General features: G+C 43.4%; 17 protein-coding genes. 6 read left to right on the plus strand and 11 right to left on the minus strand.

Translation table 11 applies throughout. The annotated features are described in order from the left end of the window. Positions 1–2: 2 nt before the first annotated feature. From nuoL to CRO16_RS15430, 11 genes are all read right to left on the minus strand, one after another. Positions 3–1,922, minus strand: a complete 1,920-nt coding sequence (gene nuoL, locus CRO16_RS15380) for an NADH-quinone oxidoreductase subunit L (protein ID WP_097057289.1) — start codon at positions 1,920–1,922, stop codon at positions 3–5. Between the two features lie 12 nt (positions 1,923–1,934). After that, on the minus strand, positions 1,935–2,252 hold the full coding sequence (gene nuoK / locus CRO16_RS15385) for an NADH-quinone oxidoreductase subunit NuoK (RefSeq protein WP_097057290.1): 318 nt from the start codon (positions 2,250–2,252) through the stop codon (positions 1,935–1,937). A 62-nt stretch (positions 2,253–2,314) separates the two neighbouring features. After that, complete coding sequence (locus CRO16_RS15390) at positions 2,315–2,917, minus strand: NADH-quinone oxidoreductase subunit J family protein (RefSeq protein WP_097057291.1); 603 nt, start codon at positions 2,915–2,917, stop codon at positions 2,315–2,317. A gap of 3 nt (positions 2,918–2,920) precedes the next feature. Next, positions 2,921–3,397 carry a 4Fe-4S dicluster domain-containing protein gene (locus tag CRO16_RS15395; RefSeq protein WP_097057292.1) on the minus strand — a complete coding sequence of 159 codons (477 nt, stop codon included), beginning with the start codon at positions 3,395–3,397 and terminating at the stop codon, positions 2,921–2,923. Between the two features lie 5 nt (positions 3,398–3,402). Then, positions 3,403–4,437 carry an NADH-quinone oxidoreductase subunit NuoH gene (gene nuoH, locus CRO16_RS15400; RefSeq protein WP_097057293.1) on the minus strand — a complete coding sequence of 345 codons (1,035 nt, stop codon included), beginning with the start codon at positions 4,435–4,437 and terminating at the stop codon, positions 3,403–3,405. 10 nt (positions 4,438–4,447) lie between these two features. Beyond that, positions 4,448–5,587, minus strand: coding sequence for an NADH-quinone oxidoreductase subunit D (locus CRO16_RS15405; RefSeq protein WP_097057294.1), 1,140 nt, complete (start codon positions 5,585–5,587; stop codon positions 4,448–4,450). A gap of 5 nt (positions 5,588–5,592) precedes the next feature. Beyond that, positions 5,593–6,069, minus strand: coding sequence for an NADH-quinone oxidoreductase subunit C (locus CRO16_RS15410; RefSeq protein WP_097057295.1), 477 nt, complete (start codon positions 6,067–6,069; stop codon positions 5,593–5,595). A gap of 6 nt (positions 6,070–6,075) precedes the next feature. Next, positions 6,076–6,660, minus strand: a complete 585-nt coding sequence (locus CRO16_RS15415) for an NADH-quinone oxidoreductase subunit B (RefSeq protein ID WP_179670560.1) — start codon at positions 6,658–6,660, stop codon at positions 6,076–6,078. Then, on the minus strand, positions 6,651–7,001 hold the full coding sequence (locus tag CRO16_RS15420) for an NADH-quinone oxidoreductase subunit A (protein WP_097057297.1): 351 nt from the start codon (positions 6,999–7,001) through the stop codon (positions 6,651–6,653). Before CRO16_RS15420 ends, CRO16_RS15415 begins: the two co-directional genes overlap by 10 nt. Positions 7,002–7,075: 74 nt before the next feature. Then, entirely contained in the window at positions 7,076–8,089 is a 1,014-nt protein-coding gene (locus CRO16_RS15425) for a 2-oxoacid:ferredoxin oxidoreductase subunit beta (RefSeq protein ID WP_097057298.1), read from the minus strand. A gap of 1 nt (position 8,090) precedes the next feature. After that, entirely contained in the window at positions 8,091–9,947 is a 1,857-nt protein-coding gene (locus CRO16_RS15430) for a 2-oxoacid:acceptor oxidoreductase subunit alpha (protein ID WP_097057299.1), read from the minus strand. Between the two features lie 223 nt (positions 9,948–10,170). Between CRO16_RS15430 and CRO16_RS15435 the strand changes: the two genes are divergently transcribed. The 6 genes from CRO16_RS15435 (at position 10,171) to CRO16_RS15460 (ending at position 18,750) form a co-directional block, all read left to right on the plus strand. Beyond that, complete coding sequence (locus tag CRO16_RS15435) at positions 10,171–10,521, plus strand: 4Fe-4S binding protein (RefSeq protein WP_097057300.1); 351 nt, start codon at positions 10,171–10,173, stop codon at positions 10,519–10,521. A 25-nt stretch (positions 10,522–10,546) separates the two neighbouring features. After that, positions 10,547–14,074 (plus strand): pyruvate:ferredoxin (flavodoxin) oxidoreductase, encoded by a 3,528-nt coding sequence (gene nifJ / locus CRO16_RS15440; protein ID WP_097057301.1) that lies wholly within the window; start codon positions 10,547–10,549, stop codon positions 14,072–14,074. A 69-nt stretch (positions 14,075–14,143) separates the two neighbouring features. Continuing rightward, a complete protein-coding gene (locus CRO16_RS15445; protein ID WP_097057302.1) occupies positions 14,144–14,521 on the plus strand; it encodes a hypothetical protein in 378 nt (125 codons plus the stop codon). A 161-nt stretch (positions 14,522–14,682) separates the two neighbouring features. Next, the gene (locus tag CRO16_RS15450) at positions 14,683–15,948 is read left to right on the plus strand and encodes an alginate export family protein (protein WP_097057303.1); all 1,266 of its coding nucleotides are present in this window, start codon (positions 14,683–14,685) and stop codon (positions 15,946–15,948) included. Positions 15,949–16,064: 116 nt separating this feature from the next. Then, complete coding sequence (locus CRO16_RS15455) at positions 16,065–18,209, plus strand: glycoside hydrolase family 97 protein (protein ID WP_097057315.1); 2,145 nt, start codon at positions 16,065–16,067, stop codon at positions 18,207–18,209. A 196-nt stretch (positions 18,210–18,405) separates the two neighbouring features. Next, on the plus strand, positions 18,406–18,750 hold the full coding sequence (locus tag CRO16_RS15460) for a cupin domain-containing protein (RefSeq protein ID WP_097057304.1): 345 nt from the start codon (positions 18,406–18,408) through the stop codon (positions 18,748–18,750). Positions 18,751–18,852: the final 102 nt, after the last annotated feature.

The raw sequence follows: 18,852 nt of genomic DNA on the forward strand, positions 1-18,852 counted from the left end.
CCTTAATTGTTAAATATATAAATGAAGACCAGGACGAGTATCACCACTCCTCCCATAAATCCGAAGGCGTAATCCTGCACTTTACCCGATTGCCAGCCTTTGATCTTTCTGGAAATCACAACCGTTTGGTTACCTATACCTTCCATGGTGCCGTCAACGATTTTTTTGTCAAACTTCGCAATCGGCGCCGCGACATTTTTGAAGAAAATATTTCTGGCTACAAAGAGGTAGATCTCATCAAAATAAAATTTATTCGAAGTCCATGTATAAAGCGATCCAAATGCAGTGGCGAACCTGAAAGCCAGATCGTTTTCTTTTTTATAGAAGATCCATGCGAGGAAGATTCCCAATGATCCAACCGCCACTGCTATCGCTGCAAGTGGTAAATTGAGATGGGCTTCAAATCCCGCTTTGTCTGCAGTCACCAATTCACTGAAGGGAACGAAACCTGCTGTAAGCGTTAGCACTGCCAGCACTACTAGCGGTATGGTCATTGAAGCAGGAGATTCATGAGGGGTATGAGCATACTTTCTGTCTTTTCCCCAAAAGATCCCGAAGTAAAGCCTGAACATGTAAAATGCAGTCAACCCTGCTACGAAAATTCCAACCCCATAGACAAACTGGCTGTTGTTATATGCTGCAACCAGGATCTCATCCTTACTCCAGAAACCGGCCAGTGGTGGAACGCCCGCAATAGCCAGGGCTGCAATAAGAAAAGTGATATTTGTAACTGGCATATATTTTCGCAAACCTCCCATGTCCTGCAGCAGGTTGCTGTGTACAGCGTGGATCACCGATCCTGCGCCAAGGAATAATAAAGCCTTGAACATAGCGTGAGTGAACAGGTGGAACATTGAGGCCATGTATCCTACTCCTTCTTGACCGTCAAAGCCTGAAACTCCCAGGGCCATCATCATGTATCCCAGTTGGGACATGGTGGAGAAGGCGAGGACTCTTTTTATATCCGTCTGAGTAATGGCTATTATGGCTGCAAAAAGAGCAGAAAATGCTCCGACATAGGTAACGATCTGTAGTGCAAATCCGTCTTCGACCATATAGAACATCGGGAAGAGACGGGCAACGAGATAGACACCGGCTACAACCATGGTTGCGGCATGTATTAAAGCCGAAACAGGAGTAGGACCTTCCATGGCATCCGGTAACCAGATGTGTAGCGGGAACATGGCCGATTTACCCGCACCACCCATAAAGATGAGGATGAGGGCCCAGGTGATCACCGAAAGACCCATAAAGGAAGAGGACGCCCAGGTAAGGATCGCCGGTCCCTGTGGATCATTCAGCAATTGAAAATCGAAGGTGTTGGTATAAAAGCCAATGATAAAGATCCCGATCAAAAATCCGAAGTCGGCAAAACGGGTAACAATAAAGGCTTTTTTGGCAGCTGCAATTGCCGAAGTTTTTGTGTAGTAATATCCAATGAGCAGGAAGGAGGAAACCCCCACAAGTTCCCAGAAAATATAGATCTGGAAGAGGTTGGTCGCAAGGACCAGTCCGTACATTGAAAAAGTGAAAAGAGAAAGATAGGCGAAGAAACGGGTAAAACCGTCATCCCCCTTCATATATCCTCTACTGTAAATGTGTACCATCAGCGAAACAGTGGAAACTACAATTAACATCATTACCGAAATAGGATCCACGAGCACTCCCATATCGATATGCAGCGTATCTGTAAAATTGATCCAGACTGTCTTTTCAACAAAGGTTTGGTAGACACCATTAACCTTACCTGAAACAAAGAAGTACTGCCAGGCAGTATAATAAGAGAGCAGGGTGGAGGTAAAAAGACCTGCCACACCAATAACACCTGATGCTGCCGGTTTGATCTTATGGCTGAATATTCCCAGGACAAGAAAAACAGCCAGGGGAATTGCAGGAATTAAAAGAAGGTTGATAAGGTTCATTTCTTTTACAGATTAATGCTTCATGGTTTCAGTTTCGCTTACTTCTACAGAGCCTGTTCGCCTGTAAATGTTGATAATGATCGCCACCGCCAAAGCAGTTTCGGCTGCAGCTACTGCTATGATGAAGATCGAATACACCATTCCCTGCAGGAGCTCGGGATAGAGGTACTTATTGATCACCACAAAATTTATTATTGAAGAATTCAGGATCAATTCCAGGGAGATCAGGATTGAGATGAGATTCTTTCGGGTAATAAACCCATACACTCCAATAAAGAACAGGATGGAAGTGAGGGTGAGGATTTCATTTATGCTTACGCCCGGGATCATAGTTTAAGTTTTAGCGGCAACGGCCGGATGTGTTCAAAATATTCAGGTTCAAAAATCTCATTTTAGACACCTATCTCTTCTTCAGGAACTTTTTCTTCAGTTACCTCTTTTTTGAGGTCCTTCAGGAGCTTTTCGGGGTCTATTTTTTGAAGGGGTGGTTGCTTGATTGCTCTTCCACCTTTGGCAATCACTATAGCTCCTATCATTGCTGAAAGCAGCAGGACACTTATCACTTCAAAAGGCAGAATAAAGCCTTGTTTTTCGAAACTTAATAAAGCTCTCCCGATTTCGGCAGTGGTGGTCGTTGTACTTACTCCTGCCACTTCAAAAGGATGTGCATAAATTGTTGCAAGAAATACACTTAAACCTAACAGGCAAAGCAAAGCAGACATCGCCTGCCGTGACTTCTTTGCTACCTCCAGTTTCATTTCTATATGGTGAATAAGCAGTACAGAAAAGATAATGAGTACTACTACCCCTCCCGCATAAACAGTCAACTGAATGGCCGCAAGGAAGTTATAATCCATCTGAAAATAGAGTCCGGCGGCTCCAATTAAAACAAAAAGGAGATATATTACAGACCGAAGCATTTTTCGGCTGCTTACTGCGGCAATGGCCGCAGCCACCATAATTATTGCAAGGATGTAAAAGATTACTTTTTCCATGGCTTATTCTTCTACTCCGGCTCTCACTTTAGAACCGGGTTTGTTTAAGATTCTCGTAAGCTGTGTCCTGTCATAAACAGAGTTCTCGAAGTTCTGTGCCCATTTGATAGCATCCGATGGGCAGGCATCCACACAGAGTCCGCATTGAGTGCACATTCCGAAATGGTAAATATGTTGATCTATAGCTTTTTTCTTTTTACCGGTCTCCGGATCAATAACGCGGTCCCAAATGATCTCTATACTTCCGTTAGGGCAGGCCAGTTCACATTTCTGACAGCCGGTACAGCTGTGTTCGTTGTTCTCATCATGTGGCATGACCACTTCCCCGCGAAAACGTTCAAACATCTTCAGCGTATCGCGGTTGTCGGGGTATTGTTGTGTAATTGCACCTTTTCGGGCATTCAGGAAATATTTTCCGGTGACCCTCATTCCTGTGAGAAGAGTTCTAATCCCGTGATATATGTTTGAGAAATAACCCATAGCAATTAGATTTGAATGGTAAGGTTAAGCCATACAATTACGGCCATTAGCACCAGGTTCACCAGGTTGATTGGGAGCAGGTATTTCCACTCTAATGTCAAGAGTTGATCTACCCTTAACCTCGGAAATGTCCAGCGAAACCACATCATTAAGAACACCAGTACAAAAGTTTTTACGAGGAACCAGAAGAGACCCATCCATGGCAGGGATTCGGTAATTCCGAAAGGAGATAACCAGCCACCGAAGAATATGGTGGTGGCGATAGCGGCAATGATGAACATATTTATAAACTCTGCCAGAAAGAAGTACGCGAACTTCATCCCGGAATATTCGGTGTGATACCCTGCGCCAAGTTCAGATTCGGCTTCAACCATGTCGAAAGGGGCGCGGTTAGTTTCAGCTGTACCTGCGATCATATAGATCATAAAGGCAATGATGGCAGGAATATGTCCCTGGACGATCAACCAGCCGCTCTTTTGTACCTCAATGATCTCAGAAAGCTGAAGGCTACCGGTAAGGATCACCATGGTAAGCAATGAAAGCCCAACAGAAAGTTCATAACTTACTGTTTGTACGCCACTTCGCATGGCACCAATTAAAGCGAACTTGTTATTACTGCTCCAGCCTCCCAAAAGGATACCAATCACTCCAATTGAGGAAATAGCGATTAGAAAGAAGATTCCGATATTGATATCAAAAGCCTGCAGGTCTTTGGTGAATGGAAAAACAGCCAAAGCCATTAAGGAGGTGACGATGACGAAATAGGGTGCGAGATTGTAAAGGAATTTATCGGCTTTTACAGTGCCGGTAAGTTCTTTGGATACCAGTTTTAATGCATCGGCAATGGTTTGAAATAATCCAAGATATCCCACACGGTTAGGACCTATTCGCAACTGGAACCAGGCAGCTACCTTTCTTTCAAGCAATACCAGGAACAAGCCCAACAATGCAAAGACAGTAAGATAAATAAGGGCAATCAAGGCCATATTCAACACTCCTGTATTTATAAACCAATCAATTATGTTTGAAATGCTGTTCATTTTTGTCAGGTTAACGATCAATATCAGGTACAACAATATCTATAGTGGCCATAGTGGCGACGAGATCCCCGATTTTTCCACCTACTGCGATATGATTGAGCAGGGAAAGGTTGGAAAGACCTGGAGAACGGAATTTCACCCGGTAAGGATTCTTGTTTCCGGTACTTATGATATACACTCCGAATTCTCCCCGGGCAGTTTCAACCTTCTGATAAAAATCTCCTTTTGGCAACTTTATCACGGCATTGGTTGCAACCTTAAAGTCACCTTCAGGAATGTTATCTATGAGTTGTTCGATGATGTTTAGAGATTCCCACATCTCGGCTATCCTTACCTTGTACCTGGCAAAGGAATCTCCTGCAGTATCAAGAGCTTCAGTGAAGTTCACCTTGTCAAGAGCGCTGTACGGGTGATACTTGCGCACATCACAGGAATATCCCGATGCTCTTGCCACAGGGCCCGAAGCACCGAAATTAATTGCGTCCTCACGACTGAGAACTCCAACTCCTTTCGTTCTTTTCTGAAAAATGATATTGCCCGTAAGCAGTCGGTCGTATTCAGGGAGTTTGGACCTGAAGTGAGGAATGAACTCCTTTACCCTTTTGACAAAATTAGGATGTATATCCTGCATTAATCCTCCGGGAATGTTGTAGTTCATGGTTAAACGGGCACCACAGGTCTCCTCAAAAATGTCATTGATCATTTCGCGGTCCCTAAAACCATAGAAATACGTGGTGAGGGCACCAACATCCATACCCATAACTCCCCACCACAAGGTGTGAGAGGCAATTCGGGTTAGTTCTCCAAGGATGGTGCGAATGACCTTAACTCTTTCGGGAACTTCCAGTTCCAGTGCATTTTCCACGCAGAGGCAAACCGCTTCATTGTTGATGTGAGAAGACAGGTAATCCAGCCGGTCTGTAAGATGTACTATTTGTTGATAGCTGTTGCTCTCAGACATCTTTTCAATGGAACGGTGAATATAGCCAAGATCGGGCTCTACCTTTTTGATGATCTCTCCGTCGATGGTAAGGAGCAGTCGCAGTACCCCGTGGGTAGCCGGGTGCTGTGGCCCCATATTGATGAAGTATTCCTCAGACTTGAAGTTTGACTTTTTTACAGTGGTTGAATTTAAAACAGCTGTTTCCATATTTCCTATTTTACAACCATGTTAGTTTCATCGACATAATCTTTCCGCAGCGGATATCCTTCCCACTCATCAGTAAGGAACAGGCGCTTTAAATTTGGGTGATTCTTAAATTTTATTCCGAAGAAATCGAATACCTCCCGCTCATGGAAATTGGCCGTAGCCCATAGATCCTGTACGCTGTCTAAAATAGGGTTCTCACGATCTGCGGTTTGTACTTTCACTACCATAATATGCCTGTGAACTGTAGACTCAAGGTGGTATACTACTCCTAATTCTTTACCGTAATCCACCCCGGTGAGACAGAAGAGGTAATCAAAATGGGTTTCAGGATTATTTTTTAGCAGGTGCATGAGTTCGTGCAGCTGTTCAGGCTCTGTGCTGAGGTTCAGGAACTGGCTACCTTCTTCAGTGAATTGCGGTTGAGGAAACTCAGGATCGGGAAACCAGCTTAAGATCGTTTGTTGTAGTGCTTCGTTGTTCATAGCCTCTTATTTTTTTCCCTCGTCAAATCCTTCAATTGGATTGGGCTTTTCCAATCTTTTTTCCTTAAGAATCTTTTGCTGTAGCATGATCATTCCGTCGAGGAGAGCTTCAGGTCGCGGAGGACATCCGGGAACATAAACATCCACGGGAATCACATGATCGGCCCCTTTTACCACCGAGTATGAGTTATAAAAGAAAGGACCGCCACTAATCGCACATGCACCCATGGCTATGACATACTTAGGTTCGGCCATTTGGTCATAGAGCCGTCGTAGTACCGGTGCCATTTTAGTAGTTATAGTTCCCGCGATAATTATAAGGTCGGCTTGCCTGGGGGACGGGCGTGCAACTTCAAAACCAAAGCGGGAATAATCATGGCGTGCAGCGCCTGTCTGCATCATTTCAATTGCACAACAACTGGTGCCGAAATAGAGTGACCAAAGAGAATTGGCGCGGCCCCAGTTAATAACTTTATCAAGAGAGGTGACAAGGATATTTCCGCCGTTTCCCGCAGGAATTACGTCTCCGGGAAAATCTTCCGGAATTCCGCCTTTTTTGGCAGCCTCTTCTTTAGTGTTTATTATTCCCATTTTAATGCTCCTTTTTTCCATGCGTATGCAAGTCCAAGTCCCAGGATAAAGAGAAATATAACTATCTCAACCAGGGCTACCGTTCCCAATTCTCCAAACACTACTGCCCATGGCACCAAAAAAGCCACTTCCACATCAAAAATGAGGAAGAGGATAGCAAACAAATAGTATCCAACTTTAAATTGAACCCAGGTGGGGCCTATGGTGGTCATTCCACTCTCATAGGGTTCTCTTTTGGCAGGGTTATCTGATTTTGGAGAAATAAGGTTTGAGAGAAAGTTAGCGCCGGCGACCAAAACGATCCCTGCGATAAGAAAGACTATGATGGCTTCTGAACCCATATTGTACAGGCTTAATTTGTTAATAAAATTAACTTTTCGGCAGCTATTAAGAACTGATGAAAATCAGTTCTCAGCTACTTTACTTCATAAGTTTCTCCGGAAAAGAACAGGTCATCTGTCTGTTTAAATTTTGACTTTGACTTTATCTGTGCTGTGAGCGCATCTTCTCTTTCTTCCAGAGTGACGTCGTCAAAACTCCTTATAATTCCTGTTACTAAAGGATATTCCAATCTCACCAGCATTTGGTGCATGGTAGGATCTTTTTCTTTGGCGTCGTGTACAAGAATATCTTCTTCAGTCACGCCATTTTCTCCAATAGTTACTACTTCCAGTTTCAGTTTGTTAAGCACCAAACCTTTATTACGTTCTTTCCCAAAGATCATCGGTTTGCCGTGCTCAAGGTAAAGCTGCTTGTCTTCCCTAACGGCTTTGTCTGTGTATTTCACGTAGCAGCCGTCATTAAAGATCACACAGTTTTGAAGTACCTCTACCAGGGAGGTACCTTTGAATTTTTCTGCTTCAATGAAGATATCGGTCATCTCTTTTGGAGCATTTCCGCCTATGCGGGCAAAAAATCTTGCCTGAGCTCCAATTGCCAGTTCTCCCGGGGAGAATGGCGGTTGGGTGTTGCCAAAAGGAGAGGATTTTGTTTTCTGGCCCACTAAAGAAGTAGGGGAGAACTGTCCTTTTGTGAGTCCGTAAATCTCATTGTTGAAAAGGATGATGTTGAGGTTGATGTTTCGGCGTAAAACGTGAATAAAGTGATTTCCTCCAATTGCCATACTATCACCGTCACCGGTAATCACCCACACGCTTAGGTTTGGATTGGCAAGTTTCACACCCGAAGCGATTGCCGGAGCTCTACCGTGAATTCCATGCATCCCGTAAGTCCCCATGTAATAAGGGAAGCGGGAAGAACAGCCAATTCCGGAGATGAACACCACATCTTCCTTTTTAACGCCAATTTCGGGCAAAGCTTTTTGAACTGACCGCAGAATAACATAGTCGTCACAGCCCGGACACCATCTAACCTCCTGGTCATTTGCAAAATCTTTATACGTGTAATTGTTTGCAGTTACTGTTTCCATGTTATTCTACAATTTGTTTGAATTTTTCTATAAGCTCTGAATTGGCAAATGGCAAGCCCTGAATTTTATTGAACTGAAGGAATTCCCTGTTAAAGTTCATCCTGAGTATGTTAGCGAATTGTCCGTTGTTAAGCTCACACACAATGAACTTTTTAAACTTCTTCAAGACCTCTTCTGTGTTCCGCGGAAGTGGGTTGATGTAGTTGAAATGTGCGAATCCTATATTTCTTACTCCTTCGTCATACAATTGTTTGGCAGCAGTATGCAGGGAGCCGTATGTGCCGCCCCATCCAACGATCAGCAGATCTCCTTCTGAAGCAAACTCCGGAATGAGTTCAGGGATGAAACTCTGGACTCTCTTCACTTTCTCGGCTCTTATTTGCGTCATAGTTTCATGGTTCTCGGGTACATGGGAGACATTTCCGCTTTTCGCATCTTTTTCAAGACCTCCAACACGGTGTTCCAGCCCCGGAACTCCCGGTACAGCCCAATCTCTGGCAAGAGTGATCTCATCCCGGTTGTAAGGGTGCCAATTTTCTTTTCCTTCTTTCACCAGCCTTGTCTTGATCTCGGGCAGATCCTCTACCTTTCTTATTCTCCAGGGGGCAGATCCGTTTGCTATATATCCGTCTGTTAAAAGTACTACCGGAGTCATATGTTCCAGGGCCAGCTTGGCTGCCTGGTAGGCATAGATGAAGCAATTCGCCGGAGTACTGGCAGCGATAACTATTACAGGGCTTTCCCCGTTACGGCCATACATCGCCTGTAAAAGGTCAGATTGTTCTGTTTTTGTGGGTAGCCCTGTTGATGGGCCACCGCGTTGTACGTTCACTACAACCAACGGTAGTTCGATCATCATTGCGAGGCCTAATGCTTCTCCTTTGAGTGCAAGACCCGGACCTGAAGTTGTTGTAATAGCGAGATCTCCTGCAAAAGAAGCACCTATTGCAGAGGTGATCCCTGCAATTTCATCTTCTGCCTGGAAAGCCTTCACTCCAAAGTGCTTATGTTTTACCAGCTCATGTAAAATATCTGTCGCCGGAGTAATAGGATAGGATCCTAAAAACAGTTCCAGCCCCGACTTTTCGGCAGCAGCAAGGAATCCCCAGGCTGTAGCCGTATTTCCCATAATGATCCTGTAGGTACCGCTCTGCATTTTGGCAGGAGATACACTATAGGAGTTAGGGATCAGCTCAATTGTTTCCGCGTAGAAATAACCGGCGTTGAGAACTTTTGTGTTAGCTTCTATTAGATGAGGCTTGGTCTTAAATTTCTTATTGAAGAATTCTATGGTATGTTCGGGAGAACGACTGTAAAGCCAGTACACCATTCCCAGTGCAAACATATTCTTGCTACGGGTGATCATTTTTTGATCCAGCCCCTCAATATTTTTAAGTGCCTCTTTTGTTAAAGATGACATGGGTACCTGAATGACCCTGTAATTGGAAAGACTTCCATCTTCAAGTGGATTGGTAAGGTACTGTGCCTTTTCAAGATTCTTTTTAGAAAAAGAATCCGCATCGACTATTATGGTCTGTCCCGGCTTAACCGCATAAAGGTTTGTCTTAAGGCCTGCGGGATTCATTGCTACCAGCAGATCTACGTTGTCTCCCGGCGTGCTGATTTCCACACTTCCAATGTGAACCTGAAAACCGGAAACTCCGTACAGACTTCCTTGCGGAGCTCGTATTTCTGAAGGATAATTTGGAAAAGTTGCCACATCATTTCCGAACATGGCCGAGGTATCAGAAAACTGTGTTCCCGTTAGCTGCATTCCGTCGCCGGAATCTCCCACAAAACGAATCACTACCGCTTCAAGAGCTTCGGCCTGAGACCTTGATTTTTCTGCTGCTATCATACATTAATATTTTTGAAACTGGTTAAAACCAAGAGTTTTGGATGTTAACTCAAATGTATATTCATTAAACAGCAGGAAATATGATGCAGGTCATATAGTTTTTAAAATGAGCTTATTAAGAATAATTCTTAGTTAATAAAAACATGATTATCGTCATATCGAAGCAGGTAAAGCCACAATACTTTTATTGAGAAATTTAGTAGTAATCTTAAAATTAAAAGTTATGGCTCTTTTTATAACAGACGAATGTATCAACTGTGATGCCTGTATCTCGGAATGTCCGAACACAGCAATTTATGAACCCGATCAGGAGTGGTCACTGGCAGATGAAACTGCACTGGAAGGAATAGTAACCACCCCCCGTGGAGAGGAAATGGATGCCAATGAACAGCAGGAAGCATTATCTGACGAATTTTACTTCATAGTAGCCGATAAATGTACCGAGTGCAAAGGCTTCCATGATAATCCTCAGTGTGTTTCAGTATGTCCTGTTGACTGTATTCATCCAAGAGAAGATGTAAAGGAAAGCGAAGAAGAATTGCTTCAAAAGAAAGTTTGGCTTCACGGAGCATAACAACTAATTACATAATACCTATATTATGGTAAAAGATTTTCCCAAGCTCATTTGTGATGCCAACGAGGCGGTAGCCCGTGTGGCACACAAAACAAATGAGGTATGTGCCATTTATCCCATAACTCCTGCTTCTCCCATGGGAGAACATGTGGATGTTTACAGTTCAAAAGGCAAGAAGAACATTTGGAATAACATTCCCAGGATTGTGGAAATGCAAAGCGAGGGAGGTGCTGCAGGTGCGGTACACGGTTCTCTTCAAGCCGGAGCATTAACCACAACGTTTACAGCGTCCCAGGGGCTGCTGCTTATGATTCCCAATATGTACAAGATCGCCGGGGAACTGTTGCCAAACGTAATCCACGTGGCAGCCCGTACTCTTGCTACACACGCTTTGTCCATTTTTGGAGACCATTCAGATGTTATGGCGGCCAGGCAAACGGGCTATTCCATGTTGTTTGGAGGTTCAGTTCAGGAGGCGCAGGATTTTGCCCTCATTTCACAGGTGGCCACCCTTAGATCAAGAATTCCCTTTTTGAACATTTTTGACGGGTTTAGAACCTCTCACGAGATTTCCAAGATCGACGGAATTACCGACGAAATTATTAAAGCCATGATGCCCGAAGAAAAGATCATGGAGCACAAAAAACGCTCGCTTGATCCGGATAGTCCGGTGATTCGCGGTACTTCCCAAAACCCTGATGTTTTCTTCCAGGCGAGAGAAGCTGCTAACCTTTATTATCAACGGGTACCGGAGATTGTGCAGGAGATCATGGATGAATTCTACATGCATACCGGCCGCAGGTATAACCTCTTTGATTATGAAGGTCATCCTGAAGCCGAACGGGTAGTAGTAATTATGGGCTCGGGAGAGGGTGCAGTAAGAGAAACTGTAGATACGCTCCTTAATTCAGATGAGAAAGTAGGGGTTTTGATCGTTCGTCTTTACAGGCCTTTCTCTATTAAAGACTTTATTGCTAAGGTTCCAAAAACAGTAAAAAAGATAGCTGTTCTTGACAGGACCAAAGAACCGGGAAGCACAGGAGAGCCTCTTTACCTGGATGTAGTTACAGCCTTTGCCGAAACAGGAGGCAATATCCCGCAAATCATTGGCGGACGCTATGGTTTATCTTCCAAAGAATTTAATCCGGCAATGGTAAAGGGAATTTTTGATGAACTACAAAAACCTCAGCCAAAAAATCATTTTACAATAGGTATTAACGACGATGTTTCCTTTAGCAGTCTGCTTTACAATCCGGTGTTCAAGACAAGGAAAACTACCTTTAACTGTATGTTCTATGGTTTAGGGTCTGACGGAACTGTTGGAGCAAACAAGAACTCCATCAAGATCATTGGAGAAACCACAGATAATTACGTACAGGGGTATTTTGTATACGACTCCAAAAAGGCAGGTTCTCAAACCGTTTCTCATTTACGATTTGGACCACAACCTATCTTCTCGAGCTATCTGATAAATACAGCTGATTTCATAGCCTGTCACCAGTTCAATTTTGTTGAAAAATATGATCTGCTGAAAAAGATCAAAAAAGGTGGAACTTTCCTTTTGAATGCGCCCTTCTCCAATGAAGAGGTATGGGATATGCTTCCGCAGAAAATGCAGGAAGATATCGTAGAAAAGGAACTGAAATTCTACGTTGTAGATGCCACCAAAGTAGCTTTAGAGGCTAATCTGGGAAAACGCACCAACACCGTACTTCAAACCTGTTTCTTCGCTATCTCAGGTGTTCTTCCCGAAGATGAAGCCATACAGAAAATTAAGGATGCCATTGTAAAGTCTTATTCTCATAAGGGAGAAAAGATTGTACAAATGAACTTTAATGCAGTAGATAAATCTCTTGAATTTCTTCAAAAGGTAGATTATCCTAAGAAGATCACCAGCGTTAGAAGACTGAAGCCAATGATGACAGGAGAGGCCGATCCGTTTGTAAAGGATGTGCTGGGGAAAATTCTCGCAGGGCAGGGAGATGAACTTCCTGTAAGTGCTTTCCCTGTTGATGGTACTTTCCCTACCGGAACCACTCAATACGAAAAACGCGGAATTGCCGATTTCGTACCGGTGTGGGATGGCGCTGATCTTTGTACACAGTGTAACAAATGTGTGGCTATTTGTCCTCACGCAGCCATCAGGGCCAAAGTAGTTCCTACTGAAGATCTTGCCGGGGCACCCGAAAGCCTTACAACAGTAGCGGCTAAAGGCCGTCCTTTCTCCGGAACTGACTCCTATATCTTGCAAGTTTCTCCTGAAGATTGTACGGGCTGTGATCTTTGCGTGGCGGTTTGTCCTGCAGAGAGTAAGGAAGTGGAGAATTTCAAGGCCATCAATATGCGTAGCAAACTGGATGTTGCCGAAGCAGAGAACAAAAACTGGGATTACTTTACCAGTCTGCCATACTACGACCGCACCGAGTTACAGATCACCAATGTGAAAGGATCCCAATTCCTTGAGCCCTTGTTCGAGTTTTCAGGCGCTTGTTCAGGATGTGGGGAAACTCCTTATATCAAGATGTTGACCCAGCTTTACGGCGACAGCATCATGATTGCCAATGCCACCGGCTGTTCCTCTATTTACGGCGGAAACCTGCCAACTACCCCATACAAGAAGAATGAATTCGGTAGAGGTCCGGCGTGGGCAAATTCACTATTCGAAGACAACGCTGAATTCGGATTGGGTATGCGACTTGCCCTTACCAAGAAACAGGAGATAGCCGTAGATCTGCTGAAGGAATTGGAGCCGGTAATAGGGTCAGAACTTGTTAAAGCCATACTGGACAATCCGGAAACAGATGAGGTTCAAAAGAAGCAAAAACATGCTGACATTGCCGAGTTGAAAAACATTCTTTCTACTGTAGGTACTCCTGAAGCTCTTAAACTAAATCAATTAACAGAGTATCTGCGTAAAAAGGCAGTGTGGATCCTGGGTGGAGACGGCTGGGCCTATGACATAGGTTACGGCGGAGTAGACCACGTGCTTGCATCGGGAGAAGATATCAATATTCTGGTAATGGATACAGAAGTCTATTCTAATACCGGCGGACAAATGTCTAAAGCCACCCCTTTGGGAGCCAGTGCGAAATTTGCGGTATCGGGTAAGAAAACTTCCAAAAAGAGCCTTGCGCTACAGGCAGTATCTTATCAAAACGTGTATGTAGCCCAGGTGGCGATTGGAGCGAAAGATATGCAAACGCTTAAGGCTTTTGAAGAAGCTACTGCTTATCCGGGACCATCGATCATCATTGCCTACTCCCATTGCGGGGAACACGGCTATGATCTAAAGCATGGTCCACGCCAGCAGGAAAAAGCTGTAGAGACAGGCTACTGGCCGCTCTTTAGATTTGATCCTTCCAAAGAAAAAGGAAAACGCTTTAAGTTGGATTCCAAGCCACCACAGGCGCCGTTGGAAGAATTTATGTACAATGAAACCCGCTTTACACGGGTAGCCAAAGAGAATGCCGAAATAGGTGCAAGCCTCTTGAAGCAGGCTCAGGAAGAAGTAGGATCCAAGTGGGAAAGACTGGAGCTCTACAGAGATATGTAACCACAAAAATGGCTTTTTCGGCAGGTGTTTTCCTGCCGAAAGAGCTTCTGTTTAACCAAATATAAACTTATGGAAAGCAAAGCACCCGGTCTCTTTGATGAAGCTGTTAAGAAGCTTCGGGAAGCCAATGAAGAGCTTTGCAGGCCCGAAGAGGATGTTGTATCCTACCTGGTCTGCAAAAATTCCCAGTATGCTATTGAAAGTTTTTTAAGAGGATATCTTCTTAAGAACAACACCGAAGCTGCGGGAGATGAGAGCATTAACACGCTTTATAAAAGATGTGTAGCATTGAATGAAAAGTTCGGAGAGATCGATCTGCATGATTTTTCGTGCAAAGGACATAGACCCGATTCCCGTTCCTGTAGTGATACTGAAAAGGTGAGCAAATGCTATGAAATTGCAGATAAAATGAATGAATTTCTGCGCCGGGAAAACCTGCTTGCTTAAATAATCTAACTTTTAAAAACAGAAAAACCCTGCCTCAGTAAGTCGGGGTTTGTTGTTTTCGAGTTTAAGCGAAAAATTAGAGAAACAATTCCTTAAAAGCTGAGTATAATCATAAATTATTCGGACAACTTTATCTTCTTTTGCTCTGTAAATATATACTCATGAAACGATCAATCCTGCAATTCGCAGCTTTTTTAATTACTTTTTCTGTTTTTTCTCAAAATTTTGAAGCCGGGTTACAACTAAGACCCAGGTATGAATTCCGGAATGGTTTTAAAACTCTCTTGCCGGAAGCTGCAGATCCTGCTTCTCTCGTTTCACAACGGTCCCGACTCATTCTCGGCTACAACGATGAGGCACTGCAGGTAAAATTCTCTTTTCAAAGTGTCGGAATATGGGGAGACTCACCTACCATGCGCCAGGAAGACAATAATTCCCTTAGCATTTTTGAAGCCTATGGACAATATCAAACCAGTCCGAATTTTCTGTTTCGTGTAGGGAGACAGGTACTTTCTTACGACAACCAGAGAATCCTCGGTGAAGTGAATTGGGCTCAGCAGGGGCAAAGTCATGATGCGGCTCTAATATCCTGGAAGCCTGCTGCAAACCACAGGCTCGATGTGGCTGCGGCTTATAACGCCGAAGCAGAGACTTTAATTGAGGCACCATACCTGGTAAATTCCTACCAAAATCTGCAAATGGCCTGGTACCACATGGATGTCAATAATGTTGGATTTAGTTTCCTTTTAATGAATACCGGATATGAATTTGATACTGTATCACAAGACAGAGAGGTTGATTACATCCAGACTTTTGGTGCCTTTCACAACTTTGTTTCCGGCGATTTCTCCGGAAATGTGGGAGCTTACGGGCAGGCCGGTAGCCGAAATAACCGGGATGTTTCTGCCTGGTACACTGGTCTAAATCTTAACTACAAGCTTTCTTTAAGCTGGATAGCAGGAGTGGGAGCTGAATATCTCTCCGGGACAGACATGAACGATACCTCTGGAGAGATTAAATCCTTCACTCCACTTTTTGGAACGAATCATGGCTTTAATGGGCATATGGATTATTTCTATGTAGGCAACCACCAGAACTCTGTTGGACTCTTAGACATCTATGGTAAATTCTCTTACACCACCTCAAAATTTGATTTTTCTATAATGCCCCATGTGTTCTCATCTTCCGCGAATATTGTTGATGCGGCCGGAAATGAACGGGACAATTACCTGGGAACAGAAATTGACTTTGCGGCAGGGTACAAATTCAGAAAGGATCTTCAGGTCAATTTTGGCTATTCGCAGATGTTCGGGAGTGGTTCTCTTGAGATCCTGAAAGGAGGAGATAAAGACGCAACTCAAAACTGGGCCTGGGTGATGCTTAGTTTTAGTCCGAAATTGTTTCAAATTTCTCCCGATAAGATTTAAAATCATTCTTATGAATGGTAATTACGGCAGGAAATATCCTGCCGTTTCTTTTTCCATGCACTTTCCTACGGAGAGTCTTATATTTGCCTCTTAATTAAAATTTCTCTGAAATGAAGATGAAGAATCTGTTAGTAGCCTCCTGCCTTTGGTTAAGTTTTACTGCAGTGGCGGTAGCTCAAAAAGTCGCTTCCCCTAATGGGGAGGTGCAAATGCAGTTTGAATTACTGGAAGACGGAACTCCTGCATATAGCCTTTTTTACAAAGGTCAGCCTGTAATCGAGACAAGTAAGCTGGGATTGATCCTAAAAAATGATGAGCATAATCTAATCAATAGTTTTGAAGTCATAGAACGTGAAGAGTCTGATTTTGAGGAAACCTGGGAACCGGTTTGGGGAGAAGAAAGCGAGATTCTGAATAAATACAACGAACTGGCAGTAGTGCTTAACCAAAAGCCAACAGATCGTCAAATGATCATAAGGTTCAGAGTATTCAATGACGGACTCGGGTTTAGATATGAATTTCCGCAGCAACAAAATTTAGGACATTTCATTATAGAAGAAGAGAGGACCCAGTTTGCAATGACCGGGGATCATACTGCCTTTTGGATTCCCGGAGATTACGATACTCAGGAATACGATTATATTGAATCCAGGCTCAGTGAAATTAGAGGTAAGATGGAAGGTTCCATTACTGATAATCTTTCCCAAACCTCTTTTTCGGATACCGGGGTGCAAACCTCACTTTTAATGAAAACAGATGAAGGTCTTTATATAAACCTGCACGAGGCCGCGCTTGTTGATTATTCTGCAATGCACCTGGAGCTGGATGATGAGAACATGGTCTTCGAATCATGGCTTACTCCGGATGTTACCGGGAATAAAGTTTATATGATCGCCCCCGGAAAAACACCCTGGAGAACGATCATAGTAAGCGATGACGCGCGGGACATTCTTGCTTCCCGAATGACTTATAATCTCAATGAACCTGTGGCCATAGATGACACCTCCTGGATCAAACCTATGAAATATGTTGGGGTTTGGTGGGAAATGATCACAGGAAAAAGCAGCTGGCACTACACTAATGATTTTGCCGCAGTGAAACTTGGTGAGACAGACTTTGAAAATGCCACTCCTAATGATACTCATGGAGCTACTACAGAGAACGTGAAGCGTTATATAGATTTTGCTGCTAAACACGGTTTTGACGGAGTTCTTGTGGAAGGCTGGAACATTGGATGGGAAGACTGGTTTGGGAATTCCAAGGACTATGTTTTTGACTTTATGACTCCATATCCCGATTTTGACCTGAAAGAGATAAGAGATTATGCAAAGAGCAAAGGTGTGGAAATGGTAATGCACCATGAAACCTCTTCTTCAGTCAGAAATTATGAGCGTCATATGGATTCGGCTTATCAGTTCATGAAGGATCATGGTTACAATGCTGTAAAGAGTGGATATGTGGGTGATATTCTTCCAAGAGGGGAGAACCACTATAGTCAGTGGCTGGTAAACCATTATCAATACGCCATTGAAAAAGCGGCAGATTATGAGATCATGGTAAACGCCCATGAGGCAGTAAGACCAACCGGTGTTGCCAGAACATGGCCTAACCTTATTGCCAATGAGTCGGCAAGGGGAACAGAATACCAGGCTTTTGGAGGTTCCAAGCCAAATCACGTGACCGTACTGCCGTTTACAAGGCTTATCGGCGGACCGATGGATTACACTCCCGGAATTTTTGAAATGGATATAAGTAAAGCTAATCCTGAGAATGACTCCTGGGTAAACAGTACACTTGCCAATCAATTGGCCCTTTATGTAACCATGTATTCTCCGTTACAGATGGCAGCCGACTTTCCTGAAAACTACGAACGTTTCCCTGATGCATTCCAGTTTATCAAGGATGTGGGAATGGACTGGGAAGAGAGTGTGTATCTTGAAGCTGAACCGGGAGATTATATTACTATAGCCCGAAAAGAAAAAGGTACTGAAAAATGGTTTGTTGGAAATGTAAACGGGGAAACCCCGAGAACTTCAAAAATATCTTTTGATTTCCTTGAGCCTGGACAAAAGTATATTGCTACCATTTATTCCGATGCTAAAGATGCGCATTACAAAAAGAACCCGCAGGCCTATAACATCAGGAAAGTTGTTGTGACCAGCAAGAGTGATCTAAAGCAGTGGAGCGCTTCGGGAGGAGGATATGCAATTAGCATAGTTCCCGCTGAGAAGAAGGAAACAAAAGGTTTGAAAAAGCTTTAAGCTGAAGAACGTTTTTATATTAACCGTCTGAAAATAGCATTTTCTGGCGGTTTTTTTATGTGCATTTCTGAAGCTTCAATTAATCCGGCCAACGAAGAATACTGGGGGATATCAAAAACCTTTGTTAGGATTTGGCTGAATCGCCTTTATTCTACTGAAGTTTTTGTACATTAAATCGAAACTTAAAATATAAATTATGAAAACCGCTTCTTTATTAAAGAACCTGGAATATAATGATACAAAACCTGCTGTCCACGTTTTAATGGATACCGATAGCAGTAAAGAGATACGAATAGCTATGAAGAAAGGACAGGTTATGAAAGAACATAAAACACCTTATCCTATTGTTGTAGAATTATTTGAGGGTATAATAACGTTTGGAGTCAATGGTGAGGTACACAAAATAGAAAAAGGGGATATGTTATCTCTTGAAGGAAATATACCTCATGATCTTAAAGCAGAAGCAGACAGTATAGTTCGTTTGTCCCTGTCAAAATCAGATTCTGCCGAGAGGGTGAAAGGCGTAGCTGATCAGGCATAGTTGCTTTCGTCAGTTCGATTTCTATGACAAAACCAAACGATTTTGGTAATATGTTTTGTTCTTGATCAGGGCCATAGCGATGTGGATTAATTTGTTTCTTAC

Origin of the sequence: Salinimicrobium sediminis (assembly GCF_900215295.1) — a bacterium.
Classification (GTDB): Bacteria; Bacteroidota; Bacteroidia; order Flavobacteriales; family Flavobacteriaceae; genus Salinimicrobium; species Salinimicrobium sediminis.